Here is a 23,556-nt window from a genome sequence, read left to right as displayed (position 1 = left end):
AGAATGTCAAAATTAGACGTTAAATTTATAACAATATACAAAATAAAATACAACTTTATGAAAAAATGCTCTTGTATTTACTTGCGCAATTTGTCCTAGATTGTTATAATAAAATTACAAAAAGTTGTGAAAAGCAACAACGCAGTGCGGCTGGGGTGCCGCTTGCAAAGAAAATTTTATGGGAGGTAGTTAGAATGAAAAAAATGTTCAAACGTGCCGCTGCATCCATGACAGCAGCAGCGATGGCAGTGAGCATGACCGCATGCGGCGGCTCTGGAGCAGCAAATGCGACACAGGCAGCAGATGCTTCTGCAGCAGAAGGAAGCGAGGCAGCAGCTTCGACGATCGACAACAAAGACATCAAGATCGGTGTTTCCATCTGGTCCTCCACCGATGTACTTGGTTCCCAGTGTAAGCTGATCATCGACGAGGCAGCAAAGGCTCTGGCGTTCAGGTTCAGTATGTTGACCAGGGTCATGTGTCGGAGAAGGTTACCGCATCCGTAGAGCAGTTAGCAGCAGCAGGATGCCAGGGTATCATCATCTGCAACTCTTCTGATACAGAGATGACATCCGCTATTAAGACATGTAATGACAATAAAGTATATCTGGCACAGTTCTTCCGTGTTATCAGCCAGGAGAACAGCAAGGATATCTATGATTTAGCAACCGCATCACCATACTACATCGGCGCTGTTCATGAGAACGAGCCGGAGAACGGTGAAAAATTAGTTCAGATTCTTCTGGACAAGGGCGACAGAAACATCGGTCTGATCGGCTGGGAGCAGGGCGACGCTACCTGGCTTGGCAGATGGGAAGGCTACAAAGCTGGTGTTGAGAAATGGAACGCAGAGCATCCGGATGATCAGGCAAAACTGTCTGAGCCGCAGTACGCAGGTACTTCTTCTGAGGGTGGTTCCAAGGCAGCAGAGGCTCTGATGTCCGCAGATCCGACTCTGGATGCACTGATTCCGGCAGGCGGCGGCGGTGACCCGCTTCAGGGCGCTATCGCAGCAGTTGAGCGTGCAGGCAAGACTCAGGATATCGACATCGTTTCCACGGACTTCCTTCCGGATCTGGGCGAGAGACTTGAAAATGGTTCTATGGCCGGTGAGTCCGGTGGACATTACTGCGATCCGCTTATCGCTTTCATGATGGTTTACAACGCAATCAAGGGCAACTACACAGGTATCGAGGGTAACTTCGAGGATGTTCCGTTCCCGTATCTGTATGTATCTTCTCCGGACGACTACAAAGCATATGAGCAGTACTTCGTAGATCAGCTTCCATACACCGATGAGGAACTGGTAGCTATGTCCGAGCTTAGCCTGGATGACCTGAAAGCAACTGCAGCTGGTATCTCCATCGAGGATGCTGCACAGAGAGCAGGCAACTAATTAGTTCAGAAACTGATTCAAATTATAGAATTTTAAGAGGCTGAATGTAATAGAAAAGGCCGGTATCGCACGGCGCGATGCCGGTCTTTTCTTTAAAAGAAAAAAGAAACTGAGCAGTTATGAATGAGGTATAAAATATGGGTTCTTCTGTTGTTGAAACAACCGGAAAGAAAAAACTTTCGGGAACTGCCAAGGGTTATATCATCCTGGTGGGTTTGGTAGTGCTTTCCTGGGCGATTTTTAAAGCTCTGACGCCGGGCAATTTTGGTTCTCCGGCCAATATGCTGAGTTATTTTCAGGCCAGCCTGATCGCGACGGTTGGTGCTGTTGGTTTTTACTTTGTTATGGTTATGGGTATGTTCGATTTTTCCATCGGCGCGAACATCATGCTTTCAGCGATTGTAGGCTGTGTATTTGCCTCTCGTTTCGGCATGGGATATGCCGGTCTTATCATCGGCAGCGTGCTGACTGGTACGATTGTCGGACTTTTAAACGGTGTTTTTTATGTAAAACTCCGTATCCCGTCCATGATTGTAACGACGGGTCTGGCTCTTATCTATGAGTCGGTTGCCAACTACATCGCAGGCGGCGTGGAGCAGACGCTTCCGTCCAACCTCCGTGCATTCGGACAGATGCCCTGGAACATTATTCTGGCACTTCTGGCATGTGTGGCAGCTTACATTTTCTTAAATTATACAAAGATTGGGACTTATACATATGCGATCGGCAGCAACGAGTTCGTAGCGAAAAACATGGGTATCAATGTCAATAAGTACAAAGTGCTTGCATTTATTTTGAGCGGCGCATTTTTAGGTGTTATGGCTATTTTGACGATCAGCTATGGTTCCTCTATGGTAGCGGTAACCGGTATGGCGTCGATGAGCCGTAACTTCGTTCCGACGATGGGATGCTTCTTCGGTCTGGCATTTAAGAAATATGGTATGCCGCTGCAGGCGATTGTCATCGGAGAGTTCGTTATCAACATTATTTTCTTTGGTTTCATCGCGATGGGCGCACCGACAGCAATTCAGGACGTTATCACAGGTCTGGCACTGTTAATCATAATCACGCTGACCACAAAAGCGGAAAAAGGCGAGATTGTCAAGTAAATCGAGGGAGGAAATGCAATGAGCGAGGTAAGATTACAGGTAAAAAATCTTTGCAAGTCCTCGGTATCACGAAGGCAGTTCAGAATGTGTCTTTTAATGTCAATAAAGGCGAGGTTCACGCGCTGATCGGAGAGAATGGTTCCGGTAAATCGACGCTGACCAACATGCTGACCGGCATCTACAGTATCGGAAGCGGTACCTTCATTCTGGATGGGAAAGAGATTCATCCGAAGAATCAGGTAGAAGCCAACAACGAGGGTGTTTCTATCATCGTACAGGAGTTAGGAACCTTGTCAGGACTTACAGTAGCGGAAAATATATTCCTGGGACACGAAGATCAGTTCGTACATATGGGAATTAAAAATACAAATGCCATGAATAAAAAGGCGACGGAGCTTCTGAAACAGTACGGCTTCGAGCGTATCAAGGCGGCAGACATTATCGACAACTACAATTTCGAGGACCGGAAGCTGGTCGAGATCGTAAAGGCGACCTACTTCAATCCGAAGATTGTTGTCATTGATGAGACGACCACGGCACTTTCCCAGGAAGGCCGTGAAGAACTTTACAAACACATGAACCGCATCCGTGAGAGCGGCAACACAGTCATCTTTATCTCCCATGACCTTCCGGAGATTCTGGAGAAGTCAGATACCATCACGATCCTGCGCGACGGCGTTTACATTGATACCGTCAAGAGCAAGGATGTGACCGAGGACGATCTGAAACGTCTGATGGTAGGCCGTGAGGTAACAGGTGATTATTACCGTGCAGATTACGGTGAGAAAGTATCAGATGAAGTCGTTCTTTCTGTTAAGAACGTGACGGTTCCGGGACTCATCGAGGATGTCAGTTTTGAACTTCACAAGGGCGAGATCCTTGGCTTTGGCGGTCTGTCTGAGTCCGGTATGCATGAGATCGGCAAAGCAATCTTTGGCGCATCCTATGACAGAACCGGTACGGTAGAGCTGGCAGACGGAACGCAGATTAACGATATCCCGAGCGCGATCAAGCACAGCATCGCGTATACATCGAAGGATCGTGATAATGAGTCGGTCGTTTTAAACCAGAGCATTGGCGACAACATCTGCCTGCCGTCCCTGGATTCGCTGGCAAACAAGATTCACCTGTTGAGCGATAAGAAATTAAGAGAATTTTCCAACCAGTTTGCAAAACAGATGTCCGTTAAGATGGTAAACGTAAACCAGTTCGTTTCGGAGCTTTCTGGTGGTAATAAGCAGAAGGTCGTTCTGGCAAGATGGATTGGAAAAGATTCCGATATTGTCGTTCTCGACAGTCCGACCCGTGGTATTGATATTAAGGTTAAACAGGACATTTACCAGTTAATGAACCAGATGAGAAAGAATGGAAAATCGATTATCATGATTTCCGAGGAGCTGATGGAGCTGATTGGTATGTGCGACCGCATCATTATCATGAAGGACGGCAAGATCAGCGGTGAGCTGGAACGTGATGAGGCGATGGATGAGAACAGCCTGATCACGATGATGGTATAAGGAGGATGCAATGGAGAATCAAGTTAAGACAAGTACGGAAAATAAAGAGCAGCAGCTCAAAAAGTTATCAAAAATGACGATGATCCGTTCGCTTCTGCCGATTGCGGGACTGATTATTATCTTTCTTATGTTCAATGCCCTGACGAATTTCCGGATGATGAATAACCTTCCTCTGGTACTTTCCCAGGTGTATGTCACTATGATTTCGGCAACCGGCGTATTCTTTATCATGACGATGGGCGGTCTGGATTTCTCCCAGGGTTCCATCCTTGGTATTGCATCGATTGTTGTCTGCATGGTTTCCAAGACCAGCATTCCACTGGCGATTGTGGCAGGTATCGCGGTTGGTGCAGCGATCGGTGCCATCAACGGTTACTTCTATGTATACCGCAAGATTAAATCCTTCATCGTTACGATTTGTACGATGTTCTTATTCCGTGGATTTATCAAATATCTGACGACCAACGCGCCGGTAGCCGGCTCTGCGATGTTAATCAACTTCGACAGCACTGAATTAAAGCTGGCTTGTACGTTGGTGGTCCTGATTATCGGATTTATTTTATTCCGCTTTACCAAGTTTGGTACTTATTTAAAGGCGATCGGAGCAGGTGAGAAAGCAGCGATGTTCTCCGGCATCCGTACCGACCGCATGAAGTTCCTTATCTACACACTGGCAGGTGCGATCACAGGATTTGCCGCATTTATCAATGTTATCAAGGTTGGTTCGGTTACTTCTTCCGGTGGTAACCAGCTTGAGACCCAGATCCTGATTGCACTGGTACTGGGCGGTATGCCGATTTCCGGTGGTGCGAAGGTACGTTTTGAGAATATCATCGTTGGTTCTCTTCTGTACATCGTCCTGAACAGTGGTCTGACGATGATGGGCTTTACCACACAGATGATGCAGCTCATCCAGGGTGTTGTATTCCTGATATTCGTAGCTGTATTCGCAGACCGTCAGTCTCTGCAGGTTATCAAATAGGACAGACAAAAGCGACATCTGGAGGTTACAGTATGAGGGAGAACAGCAGCCGGAATCAGGGTGGACTTAAATATCAGAAGCTCTACAACTGGGGTCGGACGCTGATTATGAGCGGGGTGCTCCGGAATATGGACAAGTTTCCATCCGAGCATATGCTCCAGAATAAATTTGGATACTCCCGCCAGACGGTCCGCAACGCGCTCGACCGCCTGGAGCAGGACGGGCTGATTGCCCGGGTCAAGGGAAGCGGCACATACGTTTCCTATGCGCCGGAGAAGGATAAGGAAGAACGTCCCCGCATCGGACTGATTCTCAGTTATTTTTCAGATTACCTGTTTCCGCAGGTGTACGAGGGAATCGAGTCCGTCCTGCGGGAGGAAGGTTATGAGATCAGCGTTTCGGTCACGCGTAACCGCTTAAATGATGAGGCCCTGTATCTCAAGGGGATGCTGGGGCGCAATGTGTCCGGACTCATCATCGAGGGGACGCGTTCCAGTTTCCCGAATCCGAATCTGCGGCTTTACAAGGAGATACGGCGGAGAAATATTCCGACGCTGTTTATTCACAATCATTACCAGAATGAGACGTTTGACAGCGTGGAGATGTCGGATGCGCGCGCGGGCTATGAGTTGACGCGGATTTTGATACAGAACGGACATACCCGGATCGGCGGTATTTTCAAATACGATGACTGGCAGGGGATCGAGCGTTACCGCGGCTTTATCGAGTGCCTGTCGGATTTCGGGATCGATTTCCAGGAGGACTGGATCCGCTGGTATTCGACCCGGGATATGGAAGAAAAATTAAGCAAAAAAGGACTCCAGCGGATGTACCGCCGGACGAAGGACTGTACCGCGATGATCCTCTACAACGACGAGGTAGCGGGCAGCTATATGGATTTTTTAAAGGACCGCGGACTGCGCGTGCCGGAAGATATTTCCCTGGTATCGTTTGATGATGCCGGACCGGTGCAGGAGGGGGATCTCACGATCTTGTCCGTGATTCATCCCAAGTACAATCTTGGGCGGCTGACAGCGCGCAATCTTCTGCGGATGATAGAGGATTCGGATTGGCAGGAAAAGAAGTATTCGTACCGGTTTCCGGTGATGTTTAACAACGGAAATTCGGTTCGGGATATACATTGAAAATGACAAGGAGGCAGATTAAAATGAAAAAGTTATACTTTATTGTGGGTTCCCAGGACTTATACGGAGAGGAATGCCTGAAACAGGTTGCAGAAGACAGCCGTCAGATGGTTGCATTCTTAAACGAAAAAGTGGGCGATCTGGCAGAGATCGAACTTCTTCCAACCGTAGAGACTTCTGAAATCTGTATTCAGGATATGCGGAAAGCTTCCAATGATGATGACTGTGTCGGCGTTATCACATGGATGCACACCTTCTCCCCTGCAAAAATGTGGATCAAGGGTCTGCAGGAATTAAGAAAACCGCTGCTTCATTTACATACACAGGCAAATGAGAAGCTTCCGTATGATGAGATCGACATGGATTTCATGAACCTGAACCAGTCCGCACATGGCGACCGTGAGTACGGCTTCATCGTTGCCAGAATGGGTATTCCGCATGAGGTTGTAGCTGGATATTACAAACATGATGATGTGGTAGCAAAGATCCGCCAGTTTGCATCCGTTGCAAAGGCTATCTCCTACTCCAAGTCCTTAAAGGTGGCTTCCTTCGGCAACAATATGCGCGAGGTGGCGGTTACCGACGGCGACCGCGTAGAGAGCCAGATCAAATACGGCTGGGAGTGTAACTATTACGCACTGGGCGATCTGGTTGACATCATCAACCAGGTAACCGAGGAAGAGATCGACGCGAAGATGAAAGAGTATACCGATAAGTATACAATGAAGACCGACCGCATTGATTCTGTCCGCGAGCAGGCTAAATATGAAGTGGGTCTGGAAAAATTTCTCTCCGCGAACGGAATCGGCGCATTTGCTGATACATTCCAGGATCTGCACGGCTTAAAGCAGCTTCCGGGTATCGCAGCACAGAACCTGATGGGCAAAGGCATCGGCTTTGGTCCGGAGGGTGATTACAAGATTTCCGCTCTGTCTGCAGTCCTGATGAAGATGTCCGAGGGCAAAGAGGGAGCAACCGGATTTATCGAGGATTATACCTACGATCTGACTCCGGGACAGGAGTTAGAGTTAGCTTCCCATATGCTGGAGGTTCCGCCGGCATTTGCAGCAACCAAACCGGAGATTGATGTAATTCCGCTGGGTATCGGCGGCAAGGAGGATCCGGCAAGACTGATCTTTGACGGCGTGACCGGCGATGGTATCCAGGTAACGATGGTAGATATGGGCGACCATTTCCGCATCATCTGTGCAGATATTGAGCTTGTAAAACAGCCGAAACCGATGCCAAAACTTCCGGTAGCGAGAATTATGTACCGTCATAAACCGAACTTCCAGATCGGTACGGCTGCATGGTGCTACGCAGGCGGCGCTCATCACTCCGTTGTATCTACCGCTCTGACAAGAGATGACATCGCTATGTTCGCGCGTCTGACCGGTACCGAGTTAATTACAATCGGCGAAGATACGACAGAGGCTGATTTACAGAAATTCTTTATGAAATAATAGGGCGTTTGAAAGATAAAAATTTTTGAAAAAGACGTAACTGCATAAGTTTTTGCCACAACTGTGAAAATAGAATAGTTATGAATGACGGGGCGTGCCGCAGCCAAGGGGATGAAAATTCCGGCGGCGGTGCGCTTTTTGCTACAATGAGGAGGATGGATATGGGCCGCAGTGCGGAAGAGATCAAGAAAGACATAGAGAGCGGAAATACAGCGCTCGGAATTGAATTTGGTTCGACCCGAATCAAGGCAGTCTTGACGGACGGCACGACCGCGCCGATCGCGCAGGGGAGCTATGAGTGGGAAAACCGTCTGGAAAATGGTATCTGGACCTATTCCCTGGAAGATATCTGGAAAGGCTTAAAGGACTGCTACGCGGATCTGGCTGCCGATGTGAAGAAACAATACGGTTTAACGCTTAAAAAGGTTGGTGCGATGGGCGTCAGCGCCATGATGCACGGCTATATGGCATTTGATGCGGACGGAAAACTGCTCGTTCCGTTCCGTACCTGGAGAAATACGATGACCGCCGAGGCAGCAAGACGCCTGACGGATCTGTTTAACTACAATATCCCGCAGAGATGGAGTATTGCACACCTGTATCAGGCGGTAATCAACGGCGAGGAGCATGTATCCCGCGTGCATTTTCTGACCACCTTAGCCGGATATGTACATTGGAAACTGACCGGTAAGCAGGTACTTGGCGTCGGCGATGCTTCGGGTATGTTCCCGATCGACCCGGCAACCGGACAGTATGATGCTGAAATGCTGGATAAATTCGAAGAAATGATGGTTCCGAAGGGATATCCGTGGAAGCTGCGCGACCTTCTGCCGGAGGTTCTGAGCGCTGGCGATGAGGCGGGAAGCTGACTGAGGAAGGCGCGAAGCTGCTGGATGAGAGCGGCAATCTGGAAGCTGGCATTCCGCTGTGCCCGCCGGAGGGCGATGCAGGAACCGGTATGACTGCAACCAATAGTGTGGCAGTCCGCACCGGTAACGTATCTGCCGGAACTTCCGTATTTGCAATGGTTGTTCTGGAAAAGACTCTGGAGACGGTTCACCAGGAGATTGACATGGTAACTACGCCGGACGGTCATCTGGTCGGCATGGTTCACTGCAACAACTGTACCTCCGATCTGAATGCCTGGGTAGGTCTGTTTGAAGAGTTCTATGAGCTGATGGGTCAGAAAACAGACCGCAACACCCTGTTTGGAACCCTGTACCGCAAGGCGCTTGAGGGCGATGAAGATTGCGGAGGACTGATGTCCTACTGCTACCTCTCCGGCGAGCCGATCACCGACTTCGAGGAGGGACGCCCGCTGTTTATGCGCCATCCCGACAGCAAGCTGGGACTGGCAAACTTCATGCGTACCCACTTATACAGTTCCCTGGCAACCCTGAAATATGGTCTGGACATTCTGTTCAAGGAAGAGCACGTGACACTGGATAAACTGATGGGTCATGGCGGATTCTTCAAGACCAAGGGTGTTGGACAGCGTATCATGGCGGCAGCGGCTGACGTGCCGGTATCCGTTATGGAGACAGCCGGTGAGGGCGGTGCCTGGGGTATCGCGGTTCTGGCGGCGTACCGCAAGGATAAGAAGCCGGGACAGAGCTTGTCCGATTACTTAAATGAGCAGGTGTTTGCAGATGCAAAGGCGGAGACGATGGAGCCGAATGCAAAGGATGTCGAGGGCTTCAATGCGTTTATGACAAGCTATATCAATGGTCTGGCTGCCGAGAGAGGCGCCGTAGAAGGAAGGTTTTAATCGATGCTGGAAGAATTAAAAAAAGAAGTATACGAAGCCAATATGCTGCTTCCGAAATACGGTCTGGTTACTTTTACCTGGGGCAATGTTTCCGGGATTGACCGTGAGAAGGGGCTGTTTGTCATCAAACCGTCTGGCGTGGACTATGACAAACTGACGCCAGATGATATGGTTGTCATGGATCTGGAAGGAAATCGCGTTGAGGGAACGCTGAATCCGTCCTCTGATACAAAAACCCACCTGATTCTTTATAACCGTTTTCCGAAGATCGGCGGCGTGGTTCACACGCACAGTCCGTGGGCGACTTCCTGGGCGCAGGCGGGACGCGACATTCCGTGCTACGGAACGACCCATGCAGATTATATCTACGGTTCCGTTCCATGCGCGAGAAACTTAAATGAGGAAGAATTAAAGAATTATGAGTGGAACACAGGCGTGCTGATCGCAGATTTGTTCGAGGAGAGGAAGCTTGACCCGATGGCTGTGCCATGTGTGCTCTGCAAGAACCATGGACCGTTTACCTGGGGCAAGGATGCCCATGAGGCGGTTCACAACGCGGTTGTACTCGAGGAGGTTGCCAAGATGGCGGCGCGCTGCGAGATGATCAATCCGGATGTGAAGGAAGCGCCGCAGTGCCTGCAGGATAAACATTATCTGCGGAAGCATGGCCCGGGGGCGTATTACGGACAGGGGGATTTGTAGTTACTGGGCACGTATGCGTGAACAGTAACAATTTGTAAAATATAGATTCAAGTATGGAAATAGATGGGACAAGTATGGTATACTTATGTATAGCAGATATAGGAGATACTGGCTATCTATCTTATAAAAATTAGGAGGATATGGGAAATGAAATTTTTTATTGATACCGCGAATGTTGATGAGATCCGTGAAGCGAATGATATGGGTATTATCTGTGGCGTTACCACAAACCCGTCTCTGATTGCAAAAGAAGGCCGTGATTTTAATGAGGTTATCAAAGAGATCACCAGCATTGTAGACGGACCGATTTCCGGTGAGGTTAAGGCTACGACTGTGAAGGCAGAGGATATGATCGCTGAGGGCCGTGAGATCGCTAAGATTCATCCGAACATGGTTGTTAAAATCCCGATGACTACCGAGGGCTTAAAGGCTGTGAAAGCTCTGTCCGCTGAGGGCATCAAGACCAATGTAACCCTGATCTTTACTGCCAACCAGGCACTTCTGGCTGCAAGAGCAGGCGCTACATACGTTTCTCCGTTCTTAGGCCGTCTGGATGACATCTCCACCAACGGTACAGACCTGATTTACGATATCGTAGAGATCTTTGACAATTATCCGGAGATTTCCACCGAGATTATCTGTGCTTCCACCAGACATCCGATGCACATCATCGAGTGCGCGAAGGCTGGCGCTGACATCGCAACTGTTCCGTTTAAGGTTCTGATGCAGATGGTAAAACACCCGCTGACCGATGCTGGTATCGAGAAATTCAAAGCAGATTATGAGGCTGTATTCGGTAAATAAAGAGAAACAATAGGAAATACCTCTTGAACTTCCGAAAAAAGCATGTTATACTAGGCACGATAACATAATAGACTGACTGGAAAGAGTGGACAAAAAAGTCCACTCTTTCTAATTTCATAGAAAGGTGGTGGGGGTATGGCAAAGGGAGAGCAGTACGAAGCACGGGTAGAGGCGTGGATCACGCCGGTTCTGGAGCAGCATCAGTTTGAGTTGGTTGATGTGGAGTATGTCCGCGAGGTCGGTGTCTGGTATCTGCGGTGCTACATTGACAAAGAGGGCGGTATTACCGTTGATGACTGCGAGGTAATCAGCCGTCTGCTTGGTGAATGGCTGGATAAGGAAGATTTCATCGAGGACAGCTATATATTGGAGGTGAGTTCTCCGGGACTGGGACGTCCTCTGAAGAAAGAGAAAGATTTTGCAAGAAGCATCGGCAAAGATGTGGAGATCCGCCTGTATAAAGCGATCGACAAACAGAAGGAATTTACAGGAACGCTTACGTCCTATGACGCAGATTCTGTGACAATCACGATGGAGGACGGCAGCGAGCGTACATTTGAAAAATCAGAGATTGCTTTGATTCGTTTAGCCTTTGATTTTTAGACGGTAGGAGGAGATAAAATAAAATGAATAAAGAGTTGATTGAGGCAATAAATCTGCTGGAAAAAGAAAACAATATCAGCAAAGATGTTCTTTTAGAAGCAATTGAAAATTCTCTGCTGACAGCATACAAAAACAATTATGGCCGGGCAGATAATGTCAAGGTAAACATCAACCGTGAAACAGGAGATTTTTCCATCGTGGCAGAGCGTGAGGTTGTGGAGACCGTAGAGGATCCGATGACCCAGGTAAGCCTGGCAGAGGCAAAGCTCTTAAACAGCAAGTATGAGCTGGGCGATGTCGTTCAGTTCTCTGTCAATTCCAAGGAGTTTGGACGTATCGCCGTTCAGAACGCGAAGAATGTTATCTTACAGAAACTTCGTGAGGCAGAGCGCAACGCCCTGTATGAGGAGTGGCACTGCAGAGAGAAAGATATCGTAACTGGTATCGTACAGCGCTATGTAGGACGCAACATCAGCATCAACTTAGGCAAGATCGACACGATCCTGAACGAGAGTGAGCAGGTAAAGGGCGAGGTATTCAAACCGACCGAGCGTATCAAACTGTATGTCATCGAAGTAAAAGAGACACAGCGCGACCCGCGTATCACCGTATCCAGAAGCCATCCAGATCTGGTAAAACGCCTTTTTGAGTCTGAGGTTGCCGAGGTCCGAGACGGTACCGTAGAGATCAAGGCGATCGCACGTGAGGCAGGTTCCCGTACGAAGATGGCAGTCAGCTCCAACGACCCGAACGTCGATCCGGTCGGTGCATGTGTCGGCTTAAACGGCGCGCGTGTCAGCGCGGTTGTCAATGAGCTGCGCGGTGAGAAGATCGATATCATCAACTGGGATGACAACCCTGCATTCCTGATTGAGAACGCATTAAGCCCGGCAAAGGTTATCCTGGTTGCAGCAGATGAGGAAGCACGCGAGGCACAGGTGATCGTTCCGGATTACCAGCTTTCCCTGGCAATCGGTAAAGAGGGTCAGAATGCACGCCTGGCAGCCCGCCTGACCGGCTTCAAGATCGATATCAAGAGCGAGACACAGGCAAGAGAGTCCGGTCTTTTAGATGAGCTTGAGAGCGGTTATGAGGAAGGCTTCGAGGGCTACACCGATGACCCGCTGATCAGCGTGGCAGAGGAAGACGCAGCCGAGGCAGCAGAAAATGAGGCGGCTGAGGGCACAGAAGAGCCGGCAGCGGAGCAGGAATAATCCTGACAGATAATGTGCGGGGATGCTGATTTCGGGCGGAACGAGCAGATTTGGCAGAAAGAAAGCAGCAGAACCGGGATTTGACAGAAATGGAAGTGATAGACAGTGGGAGCAAAGAAAGTGCCGCTCAGACAGTGCATCGGATGCGGAGAAATGAAGAGCAAAAAAGAAATGATCCGCGTTTTAAAGACAGCCGACGATACGATCGAGATTGACGCGACAGGCCGTAGGAATGGACGCGGCGCCTACCTCTGTCCTCGATGGACTGCTGGAAAAAGGCGGTAAAGAGCAAAGGATTGGAGCGGTCGCTCAAGATGGCGATTCCGAAGGAAGTCTATGAGACGCTGGAAAAGGAGATGGAGCAGTTTGGAGAATCGTAAAAAGGTGCTGAATCTTCTGGGACTGGCGACGCGCGCCGGTAAGACGGCAAGCGGCGAGTTCATGACCGAGAAAGCGATCAAGAGTGGAAAAGCGTATCTGGTGATCGTGTCAGAAGAAGCGTCGGACAATACAAAAAAGATGTTTGAAAATTCATGTGCATACTACAAGGTTCCCGTGTACCAGTTCGGCATGAAGGAAGAGCTGGGACACGCGATGGGAAAAGAGATGAGAGCGTCTCTGGCCGTTTTGGATTCCGGTTTTGCAAAGGCGTTAAGAGAGAAGTTAGATGATTAACGCTTTTCTGGGCGGGCTCTTTTAGGAGCTTATGCAGAACGGGAAGGCAGTGCCGGAACGGAGGTAGCAAAACATGAGAGTTAATGAGTTGTCAAAACAGATTGGCAAATCAAATAAAGAAGTTTTAGAGATACTGCAGAAAAACCATTTTGACGTAAAAAGCCATTCTTCCAAGGTGACGGAGGAACAGGCAGAAGTAGTCAGATGCTTCCTTGCAGGAGCAAAGAGACAGACGACAGCGTCAAAGACAGATACAGGAAAGGCGGAAACAAATCGAGTGGAAGATATAAAGAAAGAGCCGTTAGAGGCAGAGAAGAAAGAGGCGGAGAAGACAACTGAGCCGCCGAAAAAGCGGATTGCAGCGGTTTATCGTCCGCAGAACAGCGTACAGAGAGGAAGCCGTCCAGCAGGCAAGGGTAATGCAGGAAACGCAGCCAAGACCGGCGCACCGGCAAGCCGTCCGGCAGCAGCAGGCGCAGAGCAGACCGTACAGCCGGCTAAGAGCGCAGCTCCGGCAGAGAACCGTGACGGACAGAGAAGCGGCTATCAGGGAAACCGCGACGGACAGAGAAGCGGCGGCTATCAGGGCGGTCGTGATGGTCAGAGAGGCGGACGCGATGGACGCGGCGGTTTAAATATTCCGAAGCCATCCTTCGACAGCCCGGTTGTACAGAAACCGCAGAACAACAAGCAGAATAAGAATAATTACAAGAACGATAAATACAGCAAGATCGACCATGAGGAAGAGATGCACTCCAAGGGAAGAGGCGGAAAGAACGTAAAGAGCGCTGTTCAGCCGCCGCAGAAGAAGGAGGCAAAGGTTGAGGAGATCAAGACAATCACGATCCCGGAGGTAATTACCATCAAGGATCTGGCAGACAAGATGAAACTTCAGCCGTCTGTCATTGTAAAGAAACTCTTCTTACAGGGCAAGGTTGTCACCATCAATCAGGAAGTAGATTACGAGCAGGCAGAAGAGATCGCGATGGAGTTTGACGTACTCTGTGAGAAAGAGGTCAAGGTTGACGTCATCGAGGAACTTCTGAAAGAGGAAGAAGAGGATGAGAAGGACATGGTAACCCGTCCGCCGGTTGTATGCGTTATGGGTCATGTCGATCATGGTAAAACCTCCCTTCTGGATGCAATCCGCCAGACCAATGTAACTGCAAAAGAGGCAGGCGGTATCACCCAGCACATCGGTGCGTACATGGTAGAGATCAACGGACAGAAGATCACATTCCTCGATACGCCGGGACATGAGGCATTTACCGCAATGCGTATGCGTGGTGCAAAATCCACTGATATTGCAATCCTCGTTGTTGCAGCAGATGACGGTGTTATGCCGCAGACCATCGAGGCGATCAACCATGCGAAGGCAGCAGGGGTTGAGATCATTGTAGCGATCAACAAGATCGATAAGCCGAGTGCCAATATTGAGAAGGTAAAACAGGAGCTTATCGAGTACGAACTGGTTCCGGAGGACTGGGGCGGCAGCACCATCTTCGTTCCGGTATCTGCACATACCAAGGAAGGTATCAAGGAACTGCTTGAGATGATCCTTCTGACCGCAGAGGTCAAAGAGTTAAAGGCAAACCCGAACCGTAATGCGAGAGGTCTTGTCATCGAGGCGGAGCTGGATAAGGGTAAAGGTCCGGTTGCAACCGTCCTGGTACAGAAGGGTACCCTGCATGTCGGTGATCCGATCGCGGCAGGTGCCTGCTACGGCCGTGTCCGTGCGATGATGGACGATAAGGGACGCCGCGTCAAAGAGGCTGGTCCGTCCACTCCGGTCGAGATTCTGGGTCTTAATGACGTGCCGAACGCCGGCGAGGTATTTGTACAGCCGGAGAACGAGAAAGAGGCAAGAAGCTTTGCAGAAACCTTTATCTCTGAGAGCAAGAATAAGTTAATTGAAGATACAAAGATGAAGCTTTCCCTGGACGATCTGTTCTCCCAGATCAAGGCAGGAAATGTAAAGGAACTTCCACTGATCGTCAAGGCAGATGTACAGGGTTCTGTCGAGGCAGTAAAACAGAGCCTGATGAAGCTGTCCAACGAGGAAGTTGTAGTCAAGGTCATCCACGGCGGTGTTGGTGCGATCAACGAGTCCGACGTCAGTCTGGCAGCCGCATCCAACGCGATCATTATTGGTTTCAATGTGCGCCCGGACGCAACCGCGAAGTCCATCGCAGAGCGTGAGAAAGTAGACGTTCGTCTCTACCGCGTCATCTATCAGGCAATCGAGGATGTCGAGGCAGCGATGAAGGGTATGCTTGACCCGATCTACGAGGAGCAGGTAATCGGTCACGCCGTTGTACGTCAGACCTTCAAGGCTTCCGGCGTTGGTACTATCGCTGGTTCCTACGTCCTGGATGGTAAATTCCAGAGAGGCTGCAAGGCACGTATTACCCGTGACGGCGAGCAGATCTTCGATGGTCCGCTGGCATCCTTAAAGCGTTTCAAGGACGACGTGAAGGAAGTTGCTTCCGGATACGAGTGTGGTCTTGTATTTGAGAAGTTCAACGATCTGCAGGAAGACGATATGATCGAAGCATATGCGATGGTAGAGGTTCCGCGCTAGAAAGGCAGAGGGATTCATGCGTAAAAATAGCATTAAAAATACAAGAATTAACAGTGAAGTACAGAGAGAGCTGAGTTCCATCATCAGCCGTGAGCTGAAAGATCCGCGGATTCATCCGATGACAACGGTTGTCTCCGTGGAGGTAACTCCGGATCTCAAGTACTGCAAGGCGTATATCAGCGTGTTAGGCAACGAGGAAGCGGCGAAGGATACGATCCAGGGACTGAAAAGTGCTGTCGGATTTGTCCGCACCCAGCTTGCAAAACGCATTAATTTACGGAATACGCCGGAAATTACATTTATTCTCGATCAGTCGATTGAGTACGGTGTACACATGACCCGCCTGATCGATGAAGTAACTGAAAACCTCAGAGACTCAGAATCGGGAGATGAGGAAGAAAATGAGTAAAAATATCTTAGAGGCGTCACTGGAAGGGGCGGAGCACATCGTACTGCTTGGTCACATCCATCCGGACGGGGACTGTATCGGAACGACTCTGGGACTGCTTAACTATCTGCGGGAGAATTATCCGCAGATAGAGGCAGAACTGTTTCTCGACCATCCGGCTGCTAAATTTTCTTATATGAATGATTTTGAGAAAATTCATACCGAGATTGTGCCGGAAAAACAGTTTGATCTGTGCATTACGCTGGATGCCAGCGACAAAGAGCGTCTGGGCGGCTACGCGGTCTATTTTGACAGCGCCGCCAAGACACTCTGTATCGATCATCACAGAACCAATACAGGATTTGCAGAACAAAATTACATCATTCCGGACGCAAGCTCCTGCAGCGAAGTGTTATACACGCTTCTTGATGAGGCAAAGATCAGCAGGGAGGCGGCAGAGTGTCTCTATACCGGAATTGTGCATGACACAGGTGTATTTAAGTACAATTCAACGACCCGGAAAACGATGGAAATCGCGGGCGCGCTGATGGAAAAAGGCGTGAACGCGGCGAAGATCATCGACGACAGCTTTTACCGCAAGACCTACGCACAGAACCAGATTCTCGGAAAAGCGCTGCTTAGCAGTACACGGATTCTGGATGGAAGATGTATTTTCAGTGTGGTTTCCCAGAAAGAAATGGAGTTTTACGGTGTCGATACGAACGATCTGGATGGCATTATCGATCAGCTCCGGATTACCGAAGGAGTGGAATGTGCCATTTTCATCTATGAAAAGGCGTTCAACGAGTACAAGGTCAGCCTTCGTTCCAACGACTATGTCGATGTGAGCAAGGTGGCGGCGTATTTCGGCGGCGGCGGACACATCCACGCGGCGGGCTGCACGATGCAGGGACATCCGAGGGATGTGATCAACAACCTGACGGGACATATTGAGAAACAGATGGATGCCCGTAGGGAGGAATAGGAGGTTCTGTTGCTGATTGCGCTGCCTGCTTTCAGGTGCACAGCGCATGGACGGTAATAGTTCTGATTTTTTAGGAGATTTTATGTTTCACGGTGTGATAAACATTTATAAAGAACCGGGGTTTACGTCCCACGATGTGGTGGCGAAGCTCCGGGGCATTTTGAGACAGAAAAAGATCGGTCATACGGGTACGCTCGATCCGGCAGCGGAGGGCGTACTCCCTGTATGTCTGGGGAAGGGAACGAAGCTGTGCGACCTTTTGACGGATAAGAGGAAGACGTATCAGGCAGTTCTTTTGCTGGGAACCGAAACCGATACGCAGGATATGACAGGAACGATTCTTTCGGAGAAACCGACGGAACAGCTGACAGAACCGGCAGTCCGCGGGGCGGCGGAGAGCTTTGTTGGTCCATATATGCAGGTACCGCCGATGTATTCGGCGCTCAAGGTCAACGGAAAGAAGCTCTACGAGTTGGCGAGAGCCGGAAAAGAGGTAGAGCGGGCAGCGCGTCCGGTGGAAATCTATGATCTTCAGATAGATGCGGTGGAACTGCCGCGTGTGACGATGACCGTGACCTGTTCCAAGGGAACCTACATCCGTACCCTGTGCCATGACATCGGTGAAAAGCTGGGATGCGGCGGCTGTATGGAAAAACTGATCCGCACCCGCGTCGATCGATTTGCGATCGGGGACAGCCTGCGCCTGTCCGAGGTGGAAGCGCTGGCGAAAGCCGGTCAGATCGAGGATAGGATCGTGCCGGTGGATGGAATGTTTGAGGACTGCCCGGCGTATGTATCGGAGAGCGAAGTTCTGGATAAGCTTCTGCAGAATGGAAATCCATTCCCGAAGGGGCTGGGACCGAGAGACGGCTGCTTAGTGCAGATCGGAAGCAGTTTGGCTGAACACCAGGTTTCTGCGGATGGAAACTCAGAGATGGTACTTCCGGATTCTGGAATCATCCGCGTCTATGACAGCGCAAACCAGTTTATCGGTCTCTATGCCTATCAGCCGGAGAAGAAACAATGGAAACCACGTAAGATCTTTCTGGGAGGAGAGTAAGATGCAGTATTTTGCCGGAACCAGAGAATTTCAGATAAAAGAGCCGACTGCGGTCACGATCGGTAAGTTTGACGGTCTTCACAGAGGGCATCAGAAGCTGCTGCGGGAAGTGATGCGGTATCGGGAAAAAGGATATAAACCAGCGGTGTTTACCTTTGAGACGGCACCGGGAACCTTGATCCGGGGAAAGCTGCAGACGATGATCACGACCAACGAGGAGCGCGAGGAGAACCTGCGCGAGGCGGGGGTGGAGTATCTGGTGGAATATCCGTTCAACCAGGAAGTCGCACATATGGACCCGGAACAGTTTGTTGCCGAGATTCTGGTCGGCAAGATGGGCGCAAAGGCGATCGTGTCCGGTCCGGACTGCCATTTTGGCTACCAGCGGAAGGGCGATGCTGAACTGCTTCGGAAACTGGCACCGAAATATGGATATGAGGTGTCGATCGTTGAAAAGGCGATGGACGGCGATCGCGAGATCAGCAGCACCTATATCCGGGAAGAGCTGGCGAAGGGAAATATCCGCAAGGCGAATGAACTGTTGGGATATGAGTACCGGATCAGCGGACAGGTGGTACACGGGGAGCATTTAGGTTCCACCCTAGGGTTTCCGACGGCGAATATCCTGCCGGGAATCCAGAAACATCTTCCAGCGTTCGGGGTATATCTCTCCCGGACGGTGATTGATGGTGTTTCTTATGGAAGTATCACAAATATTGGAAAAAAACCGACGATTGCCGGGGAACGACCGGCGGGTGCGGAGACATATATCTATGATCTGGATGAAAACCTGTATGGGAAAAAGATAGAGGTTCATTTTTTAGATTTTATGCGGCCGGAGATGAAATTTTCCGGGGTGGATGAGTTGAAGATGCAGGTTTTGAAGGATAAAGAAACCGGGAGAAAAATGCACGGAGCGGAACGATGAGAGTTCAGCTTCGTGCATTTTTTAAATATGATTCAGGTAGGCAGCTGCTTCCTCTGCCGCCAAATGGATATATTCATTCATTGGTAAATTCTGTGTTCCTACTAAAATATGGCGGCAATAGGAGCTTCCATTGACAGGAATCAGGATTTTCTGGGCGCGGCTTTGTCCGATGGCGGCTGCCATGGCGGGGGTGATTTCTCCTAAGAGGGAGTCTGCAATGACGATGCCGATTGGTCCGATGATTAGGTCGGCATCTCGGCAGGCGACGAGAACGGGGTTTTCTCCGGTGGCGCCCATGGCAGCTCCGGCTTTCATCATCGCGGCAGTGGCAGTAGTGTTGGCACCGAGCGCGAGAAGCGGCTGTCCGGGACAGAGTTTCTGGATTTCTTCTACGAGGCGCGCCCCATGCGTCCGCCCTGACCGTCGATGATGACAACTTTTTTCATAATGGATAACCCCTTTCCTTTTCGTAGGATTTTCGTAGGACAAGATAATAAAAAAGAATGTGCCTTGGCACATTCTCGCGCAGGAACGAAAATAAGAGGGTCTAAATCTGCCTTTTGGACAAAATAAACACCCCAGTATATCTTTACTATAATATCATACATTTTGAAAAAAGAAAAGCAAAAAAGATCGATTTTTGTAAAATTTTTTGTTTACAAATAAAGCGCTTTCTATTATAATGCTGATAATGGCTAACTGGGGTCTGGCAGAGCTGCGATTGGCGGAGGCTGTCAGGGTGACGGAAGATCAGACAGACGCGCGTGAAGGCACCGCGGAGGTGCTTGATTTTTAGTTGATCCGGGAGGCCGCTTTTTTAAAGCCAAAAAACAGCAGACAATGAGAGGGAGAAAACATGAGGAGAAATGACATTCACAAAGTATTGATTATCGGTTCCGGTCCAATCATTATCGGACAGGCGTGTGAGTTCGATTATTCGGGAACACAGGCGTGCAAGGCACTGAGAAAACTCGGCTATGAGATTGTGCTGGTCAATTCCAATCCGGCTACGATTATGACGGATCCGGAGACAGCAGATGTGACTTATATTGAGCCGCTGAACGTAGACCGTCTGACTCAGATCATTGAAAAAGAGCGCCCGGATGCGCTGCTCCCGAACCTGGGTGGACAGTCCGGACTGAACCTCTGCTCCGAATTGGCAGCAGCAGGTGTTCTGGATAAATATGATGTTAAAGTAATCGGCGTTCAGGTTGATGCTATCGAGCGTGGTGAGGACCGTATCGAGTTTAAGCATACAATGGAAAGCTGGGTATCGAGATGGCTAGAAGTGAGGTTGCCTACAGCGTTGAGGATGCACTGGCAATCGCAGATAAACTGGGTTATCCGGTTGTTCTTCGTCCGGCTTACACCATGGGCGGCGAAGGCGGCGGTCTTGTATATAACGTAGAAGAACTGAAGACCGTGTGTGCAAGAGGCCTGCAGGCCAGCATGGTTGGTCAGGTTCTGGTAGAGGAGTCTATCCTTGGATGGGAAGAGCTTGAGCTGGAAGTTGTCCGCGATGCGAAGAACAACATGATCACTGTCTGCTTTATTGAAAATATTGATCCGCTGGGCGTACACACCGGAGATTCCTTCTGTTCTGCTCCGATGTTAACCATTTCGGAAGAAGTACAGAAACGTCTGCAGGAGAAATCCTACAAGATCGTAGAAGCAATCCAGGTAATCGGCGGTACCAACGTACAGTGGGCACACGATCCGAAGACAGACCGTGATATTGTTATCGAGATCAACCCGAGAACCTCCCGTTCGTCCGCACTGGCATCCAAGGCAACTGGTTTCCCGATTGCACTGGTATCAGCGATGCTGGCAACCGGTATGACTCTGGATGAGATTCCATGCGGCAAGAGCGGCACTCTGGATCAGTATGTTCCGTCCGGCGACTATATTGTTATCAAGTTTGCACGCTGGGCATTTGAGAAGTTCAAAGGCGCAGAGGACAAGCTGGGAACCCAGATGAAGGCAGTCGGCGAGGTTATGAGTATCGGAAAGACCTACAAAGAGGCATTCCAGAAGGCGATCCGAAGCCTGGAGAGAGGCCGCTACGGTCTTGGTCATGCGAAAGACTTCGATAAGAAGACAAAAAAAGAACTGCTTGCGATGCTGCATGTTCCGAGCAGCGAACGTCAGTTCATTATGTACGAGGCACTTCGTAAGGGCGCTACCGTAGACGAGCTGTTCGAATTAACCAAGATTAAACATTACTTCATCCAGCAGATGAAAGAACTGGTAGAAGAGGAAGAAAGCCTGATGCAGTATAAGGGCGAGGTTCCGCCGGTTGAGGTTCTCCGCCAGGCGAAGCTGGACGGTTTTGCAGATAAATATTTAAGCGAGCTGTTAGGCGTTACAGAGGAAGAGATCCGCGATGCAAGAACCAAAGAAGGTATCGTAGAAGGCTGGGAGGGCGTACACGTAAGTGCCACACCGGATTCTGCATACTACTTCTCCAGCTATCACATCAAGGATCAGAGTCCGTGCAGCGACAACAAGAAGATCATGATTCTGGGCGGCGGTCCGAACCGTATCGGTCAGGGTATTGAGTTTGACTACTGCTGCGTACATGCAGCTATCGCCCTGAAAGAGCTTGGATTTGAGACAATTATCGTTAACTGCAACCCAGAGACTGTATCTACAGACTATGATACCTCCGATAAACTGTATTTCGAGCCGCTGACTCTGGAAGATGTATTAAGCATCTATCACAAGGAGAAACCGCTGGGAGTTATCGCACAGTTTGGTGGCCAGACACCGCTGAACCTGGCAGCAGACCTGAAGAAATATGGTGTCAACATTCTGGGTACAACTCCGGAAACCATCGACATGGCAGAGGATCGTGACCTGTTCCGTGCGATGATGGATAAACTGCAGATTCCGATGCCGGAGTCAGGCATGGCAGTTACTGTAGAAGATGCATTGGAGATTGCTAATAAGATCGGTTACCCGGTTATGGTTCGTCCGTCCTATGTACTTGGCGGCCGCGGCATGGAGGTTGTTCATGACGATGAAGCGATGACCTTCTATATGAGAGCAGCTGTCGGCGTAACTCCGGACCGTCCGATCCTGATTGACCGTTTCCTGCATCATGCAACCGAGTGTGAAGCAGATGCGATCAGCGACGGCGAGAACGTATTTGTTCCGGCAGTTATGGAGCATATCGAGCTGGCAGGTATCCACTCCGGAGACTCCGCTTGTATCCTTCCGTCCAGAAATCTGACCAAGGATCAGGTAGAGACAATCCGCGATTACACAAGCCGTATCGCAAAAGAGATGCACGTAGTAGGTCTGATGAACATGCAGTATGCAATCGAGGACGGCGAAGTATACGTGCTGGAGGCAAACCCGAGAGCATCCCGTACCGTGCCGCTGGTATCCAAAGTATGCAACATCAAGATGGTAAAACTGGCAACGGATATCATGACTTCCTACTTAACAGGTCGTCCGTCACCGGTTCCGGCACTGAAAGAGAAGAAGATTCCGCACTACGGTGTTAAGATGCCGGTATTCCCGTTCAAGATGTTCCCGGAGGTTGACCCGGTACTTGGACCGGAGATGCGTTCCACCGGTGAGGTTCTTGGTATGTCCACCAGCGTTGGTGAGGCTATCTACAAGGCACAGGAAGCAACCCAGACACGTCTTCCTTCCTCCGGAACTGTCCTCCTGAGTGTCAATGACAAGGATAAGATAGAGCTTATCGAGGTTGCAAGAGGCTTCTACGAGTGTGGCTTTACCCTGATGGGTACAGGCAGAACCTGTGATGTGATGGTAGCAGCAGGACTTCCGGCTGAGAAGGTATGCAAGATCAACGAAGGCCGTCCGAACATTTTAGATAAGATTACCAACGGAGAAGTGGCAATCATTATCAATACCCCGAACGATAAGAAGGGCAGAGGCGATGACAGCTACATCCGTAAGGCAGCTGTAAAGGCGAAGATTCCGTACTTCACCAACATGGCAGCAGCAAAGGCTACTGTACAGGCGCTGAGAAGTATCAAGAAGAACGGACATCTGGAGGTTAAGTCCCTGCAGGAGTTCCATAGCGAGATTCAGTAAATAAAAATAAAAGGGTAAAATCCATTGTTACAGAGTCGTTTCAGTGGATTTTACCGTGACAGTGAATTAATTGAGCTATTATAGAAAAGAGCGTCTGCCCGGCTGTGAATGCGGGGCTGGCGCTCTTTTAATTGCAGATAGGAATTTTCTGAACTGAAAATTCCGTAT

The 23,556-nt window shown here is 49.7% G+C and carries 18 protein-coding genes and 3 pseudogenes; 20 read left to right on the top strand and 1 reads right to left on the bottom strand.

Annotation, left to right across the window (positions count from 1 at the left end; all coding sequences use genetic code 11):
* Positions 1-194 precede the first annotated feature (194 nt).
* From DWX91_RS17750 to DWX91_RS00925, 19 genes and pseudogenes are all read left to right on the top strand, one after another.
* Positions 195-506, top strand: a complete 312-nt coding sequence (locus DWX91_RS17750; protein WP_347474984.1) for a hypothetical protein — start codon at positions 195-197, stop codon at positions 504-506.
* Positions 479-1,396: a substrate-binding domain-containing protein gene (locus DWX91_RS01010; RefSeq protein WP_243022553.1), complete on the top strand. Its 918-nt coding sequence runs from the start codon at positions 479-481 to the stop codon at positions 1,394-1,396. The genes DWX91_RS17750 and DWX91_RS01010 overlap by 28 nt, the downstream gene beginning before the upstream one ends.
* Before the next feature lie 137 nt (positions 1,397-1,533).
* Positions 1,534-2,505, top strand: coding sequence for an ABC transporter permease (locus tag DWX91_RS01005; RefSeq protein ID WP_107000588.1), 972 nt, complete (start codon positions 1,534-1,536; stop codon positions 2,503-2,505).
* 86 nt (positions 2,506-2,591) lie between these two features.
* A complete protein-coding gene (locus tag DWX91_RS01000) occupies positions 2,592-4,022 on the top strand; it encodes a sugar ABC transporter ATP-binding protein (RefSeq protein ID WP_243098935.1) in 1,431 nt (476 codons plus the stop codon).
* A 10-nt stretch (positions 4,023-4,032) separates the two neighbouring features.
* Positions 4,033-5,004: an ABC transporter permease gene (locus DWX91_RS00995; protein WP_107000586.1), complete on the top strand. Its 972-nt coding sequence runs from the start codon at positions 4,033-4,035 to the stop codon at positions 5,002-5,004.
* Between the two features lie 32 nt (positions 5,005-5,036).
* Positions 5,037-6,149, top strand: coding sequence for a GntR family transcriptional regulator (locus tag DWX91_RS00990; RefSeq protein WP_107000585.1), 1,113 nt, complete (start codon positions 5,037-5,039; stop codon positions 6,147-6,149).
* 23 nt (positions 6,150-6,172) lie between these two features.
* On the top strand, positions 6,173-7,612 hold the full coding sequence (gene araA, locus DWX91_RS00985; RefSeq protein WP_022358939.1) for an L-arabinose isomerase: 1,440 nt from the start codon (positions 6,173-6,175) through the stop codon (positions 7,610-7,612).
* A gap of 161 nt (positions 7,613-7,773) precedes the next feature.
* Positions 7,774-9,380 (top strand): annotated as a pseudogene (locus DWX91_RS00980) (FGGY-family carbohydrate kinase).
* Between the two features lie 3 nt (positions 9,381-9,383).
* Positions 9,384-10,082, top strand: coding sequence for an L-ribulose-5-phosphate 4-epimerase (locus DWX91_RS00975; protein WP_118472220.1), 699 nt, complete (start codon positions 9,384-9,386; stop codon positions 10,080-10,082).
* A gap of 147 nt (positions 10,083-10,229) precedes the next feature.
* Positions 10,230-10,886 carry a fructose-6-phosphate aldolase gene (gene fsa / locus DWX91_RS00970; RefSeq protein ID WP_022358583.1) on the top strand — a complete coding sequence of 219 codons (657 nt, stop codon included), beginning with the start codon at positions 10,230-10,232 and terminating at the stop codon, positions 10,884-10,886.
* 135 nt (positions 10,887-11,021) lie between these two features.
* A complete protein-coding gene (rimP, locus tag DWX91_RS00965) occupies positions 11,022-11,489 on the top strand; it encodes a ribosome maturation factor RimP (protein WP_118468290.1) in 468 nt (155 codons plus the stop codon).
* Between the two features lie 23 nt (positions 11,490-11,512).
* Positions 11,513-12,703 (top strand): transcription termination factor NusA, encoded by a 1,191-nt coding sequence (gene nusA / locus DWX91_RS00960; protein WP_107000580.1) that lies wholly within the window; start codon positions 11,513-11,515, stop codon positions 12,701-12,703.
* 153 nt (positions 12,704-12,856) lie between these two features.
* A pseudogene (locus DWX91_RS00955) lies at positions 12,857-13,083 on the top strand (YlxR family protein).
* A complete protein-coding gene (locus tag DWX91_RS00950) occupies positions 13,070-13,378 on the top strand; it encodes a L7Ae/L30e/S12e/Gadd45 family ribosomal protein (RefSeq protein ID WP_107000578.1) in 309 nt (102 codons plus the stop codon). The pseudogene DWX91_RS00955 and the gene DWX91_RS00950 overlap by 14 nt, the downstream one beginning before the upstream one ends.
* 73 nt (positions 13,379-13,451) lie before the next feature.
* Entirely contained in the window at positions 13,452-15,959 is a 2,508-nt protein-coding gene (gene infB / locus DWX91_RS00945; protein ID WP_118491659.1) for a translation initiation factor IF-2, read from the top strand.
* A 16-nt stretch (positions 15,960-15,975) separates the two neighbouring features.
* Positions 15,976-16,368 (top strand): 30S ribosome-binding factor RbfA, encoded by a 393-nt coding sequence (rbfA, locus tag DWX91_RS00940; RefSeq protein WP_022360140.1) that lies wholly within the window; start codon positions 15,976-15,978, stop codon positions 16,366-16,368.
* A complete protein-coding gene (locus DWX91_RS00935) occupies positions 16,361-17,332 on the top strand; it encodes a DHH family phosphoesterase (protein WP_118472218.1) in 972 nt (323 codons plus the stop codon). The genes rbfA and DWX91_RS00935 overlap by 8 nt, the downstream gene beginning before the upstream one ends.
* An 82-nt stretch (positions 17,333-17,414) precedes the next feature.
* A complete protein-coding gene (gene truB, locus DWX91_RS00930) occupies positions 17,415-18,392 on the top strand; it encodes a tRNA pseudouridine(55) synthase TruB (RefSeq protein WP_022360142.1) in 978 nt (325 codons plus the stop codon).
* 1 nt (position 18,393) lies between these two features.
* Positions 18,394-19,320 (top strand): bifunctional riboflavin kinase/FAD synthetase, encoded by a 927-nt coding sequence (locus DWX91_RS00925; protein ID WP_118472217.1) that lies wholly within the window; start codon positions 18,394-18,396, stop codon positions 19,318-19,320.
* Positions 19,321-19,341: 21 nt separating this feature from the next.
* On the opposite strand, the gene DWX91_RS00920 is transcribed toward DWX91_RS00925, so the two are convergent.
* A complete protein-coding gene (locus DWX91_RS00920) occupies positions 19,342-19,839 on the bottom strand; it encodes a DUF3842 family protein (protein ID WP_412693794.1) in 498 nt (165 codons plus the stop codon).
* Positions 19,840-20,176: 337 nt separating this feature from the next.
* Between DWX91_RS00920 and carB the strand changes: the two are divergent.
* Positions 20,177-23,388: pseudogene (carB, locus tag DWX91_RS00915) on the top strand (carbamoyl-phosphate synthase large subunit).
* The last annotated feature ends 168 nt before the right edge of the window (positions 23,389-23,556 follow it).

Source organism: Clostridium sp. AF22-10 (genome assembly GCF_003478725.1).
GTDB classification, from domain to species: domain Bacteria; phylum Bacillota; class Clostridia; order Lachnospirales; family Lachnospiraceae; genus Otoolea; species Otoolea fessa.
Note: the sequence above shows the minus strand (reverse complement) of the source record. Positions and strands in the feature narration are given on the sequence as shown.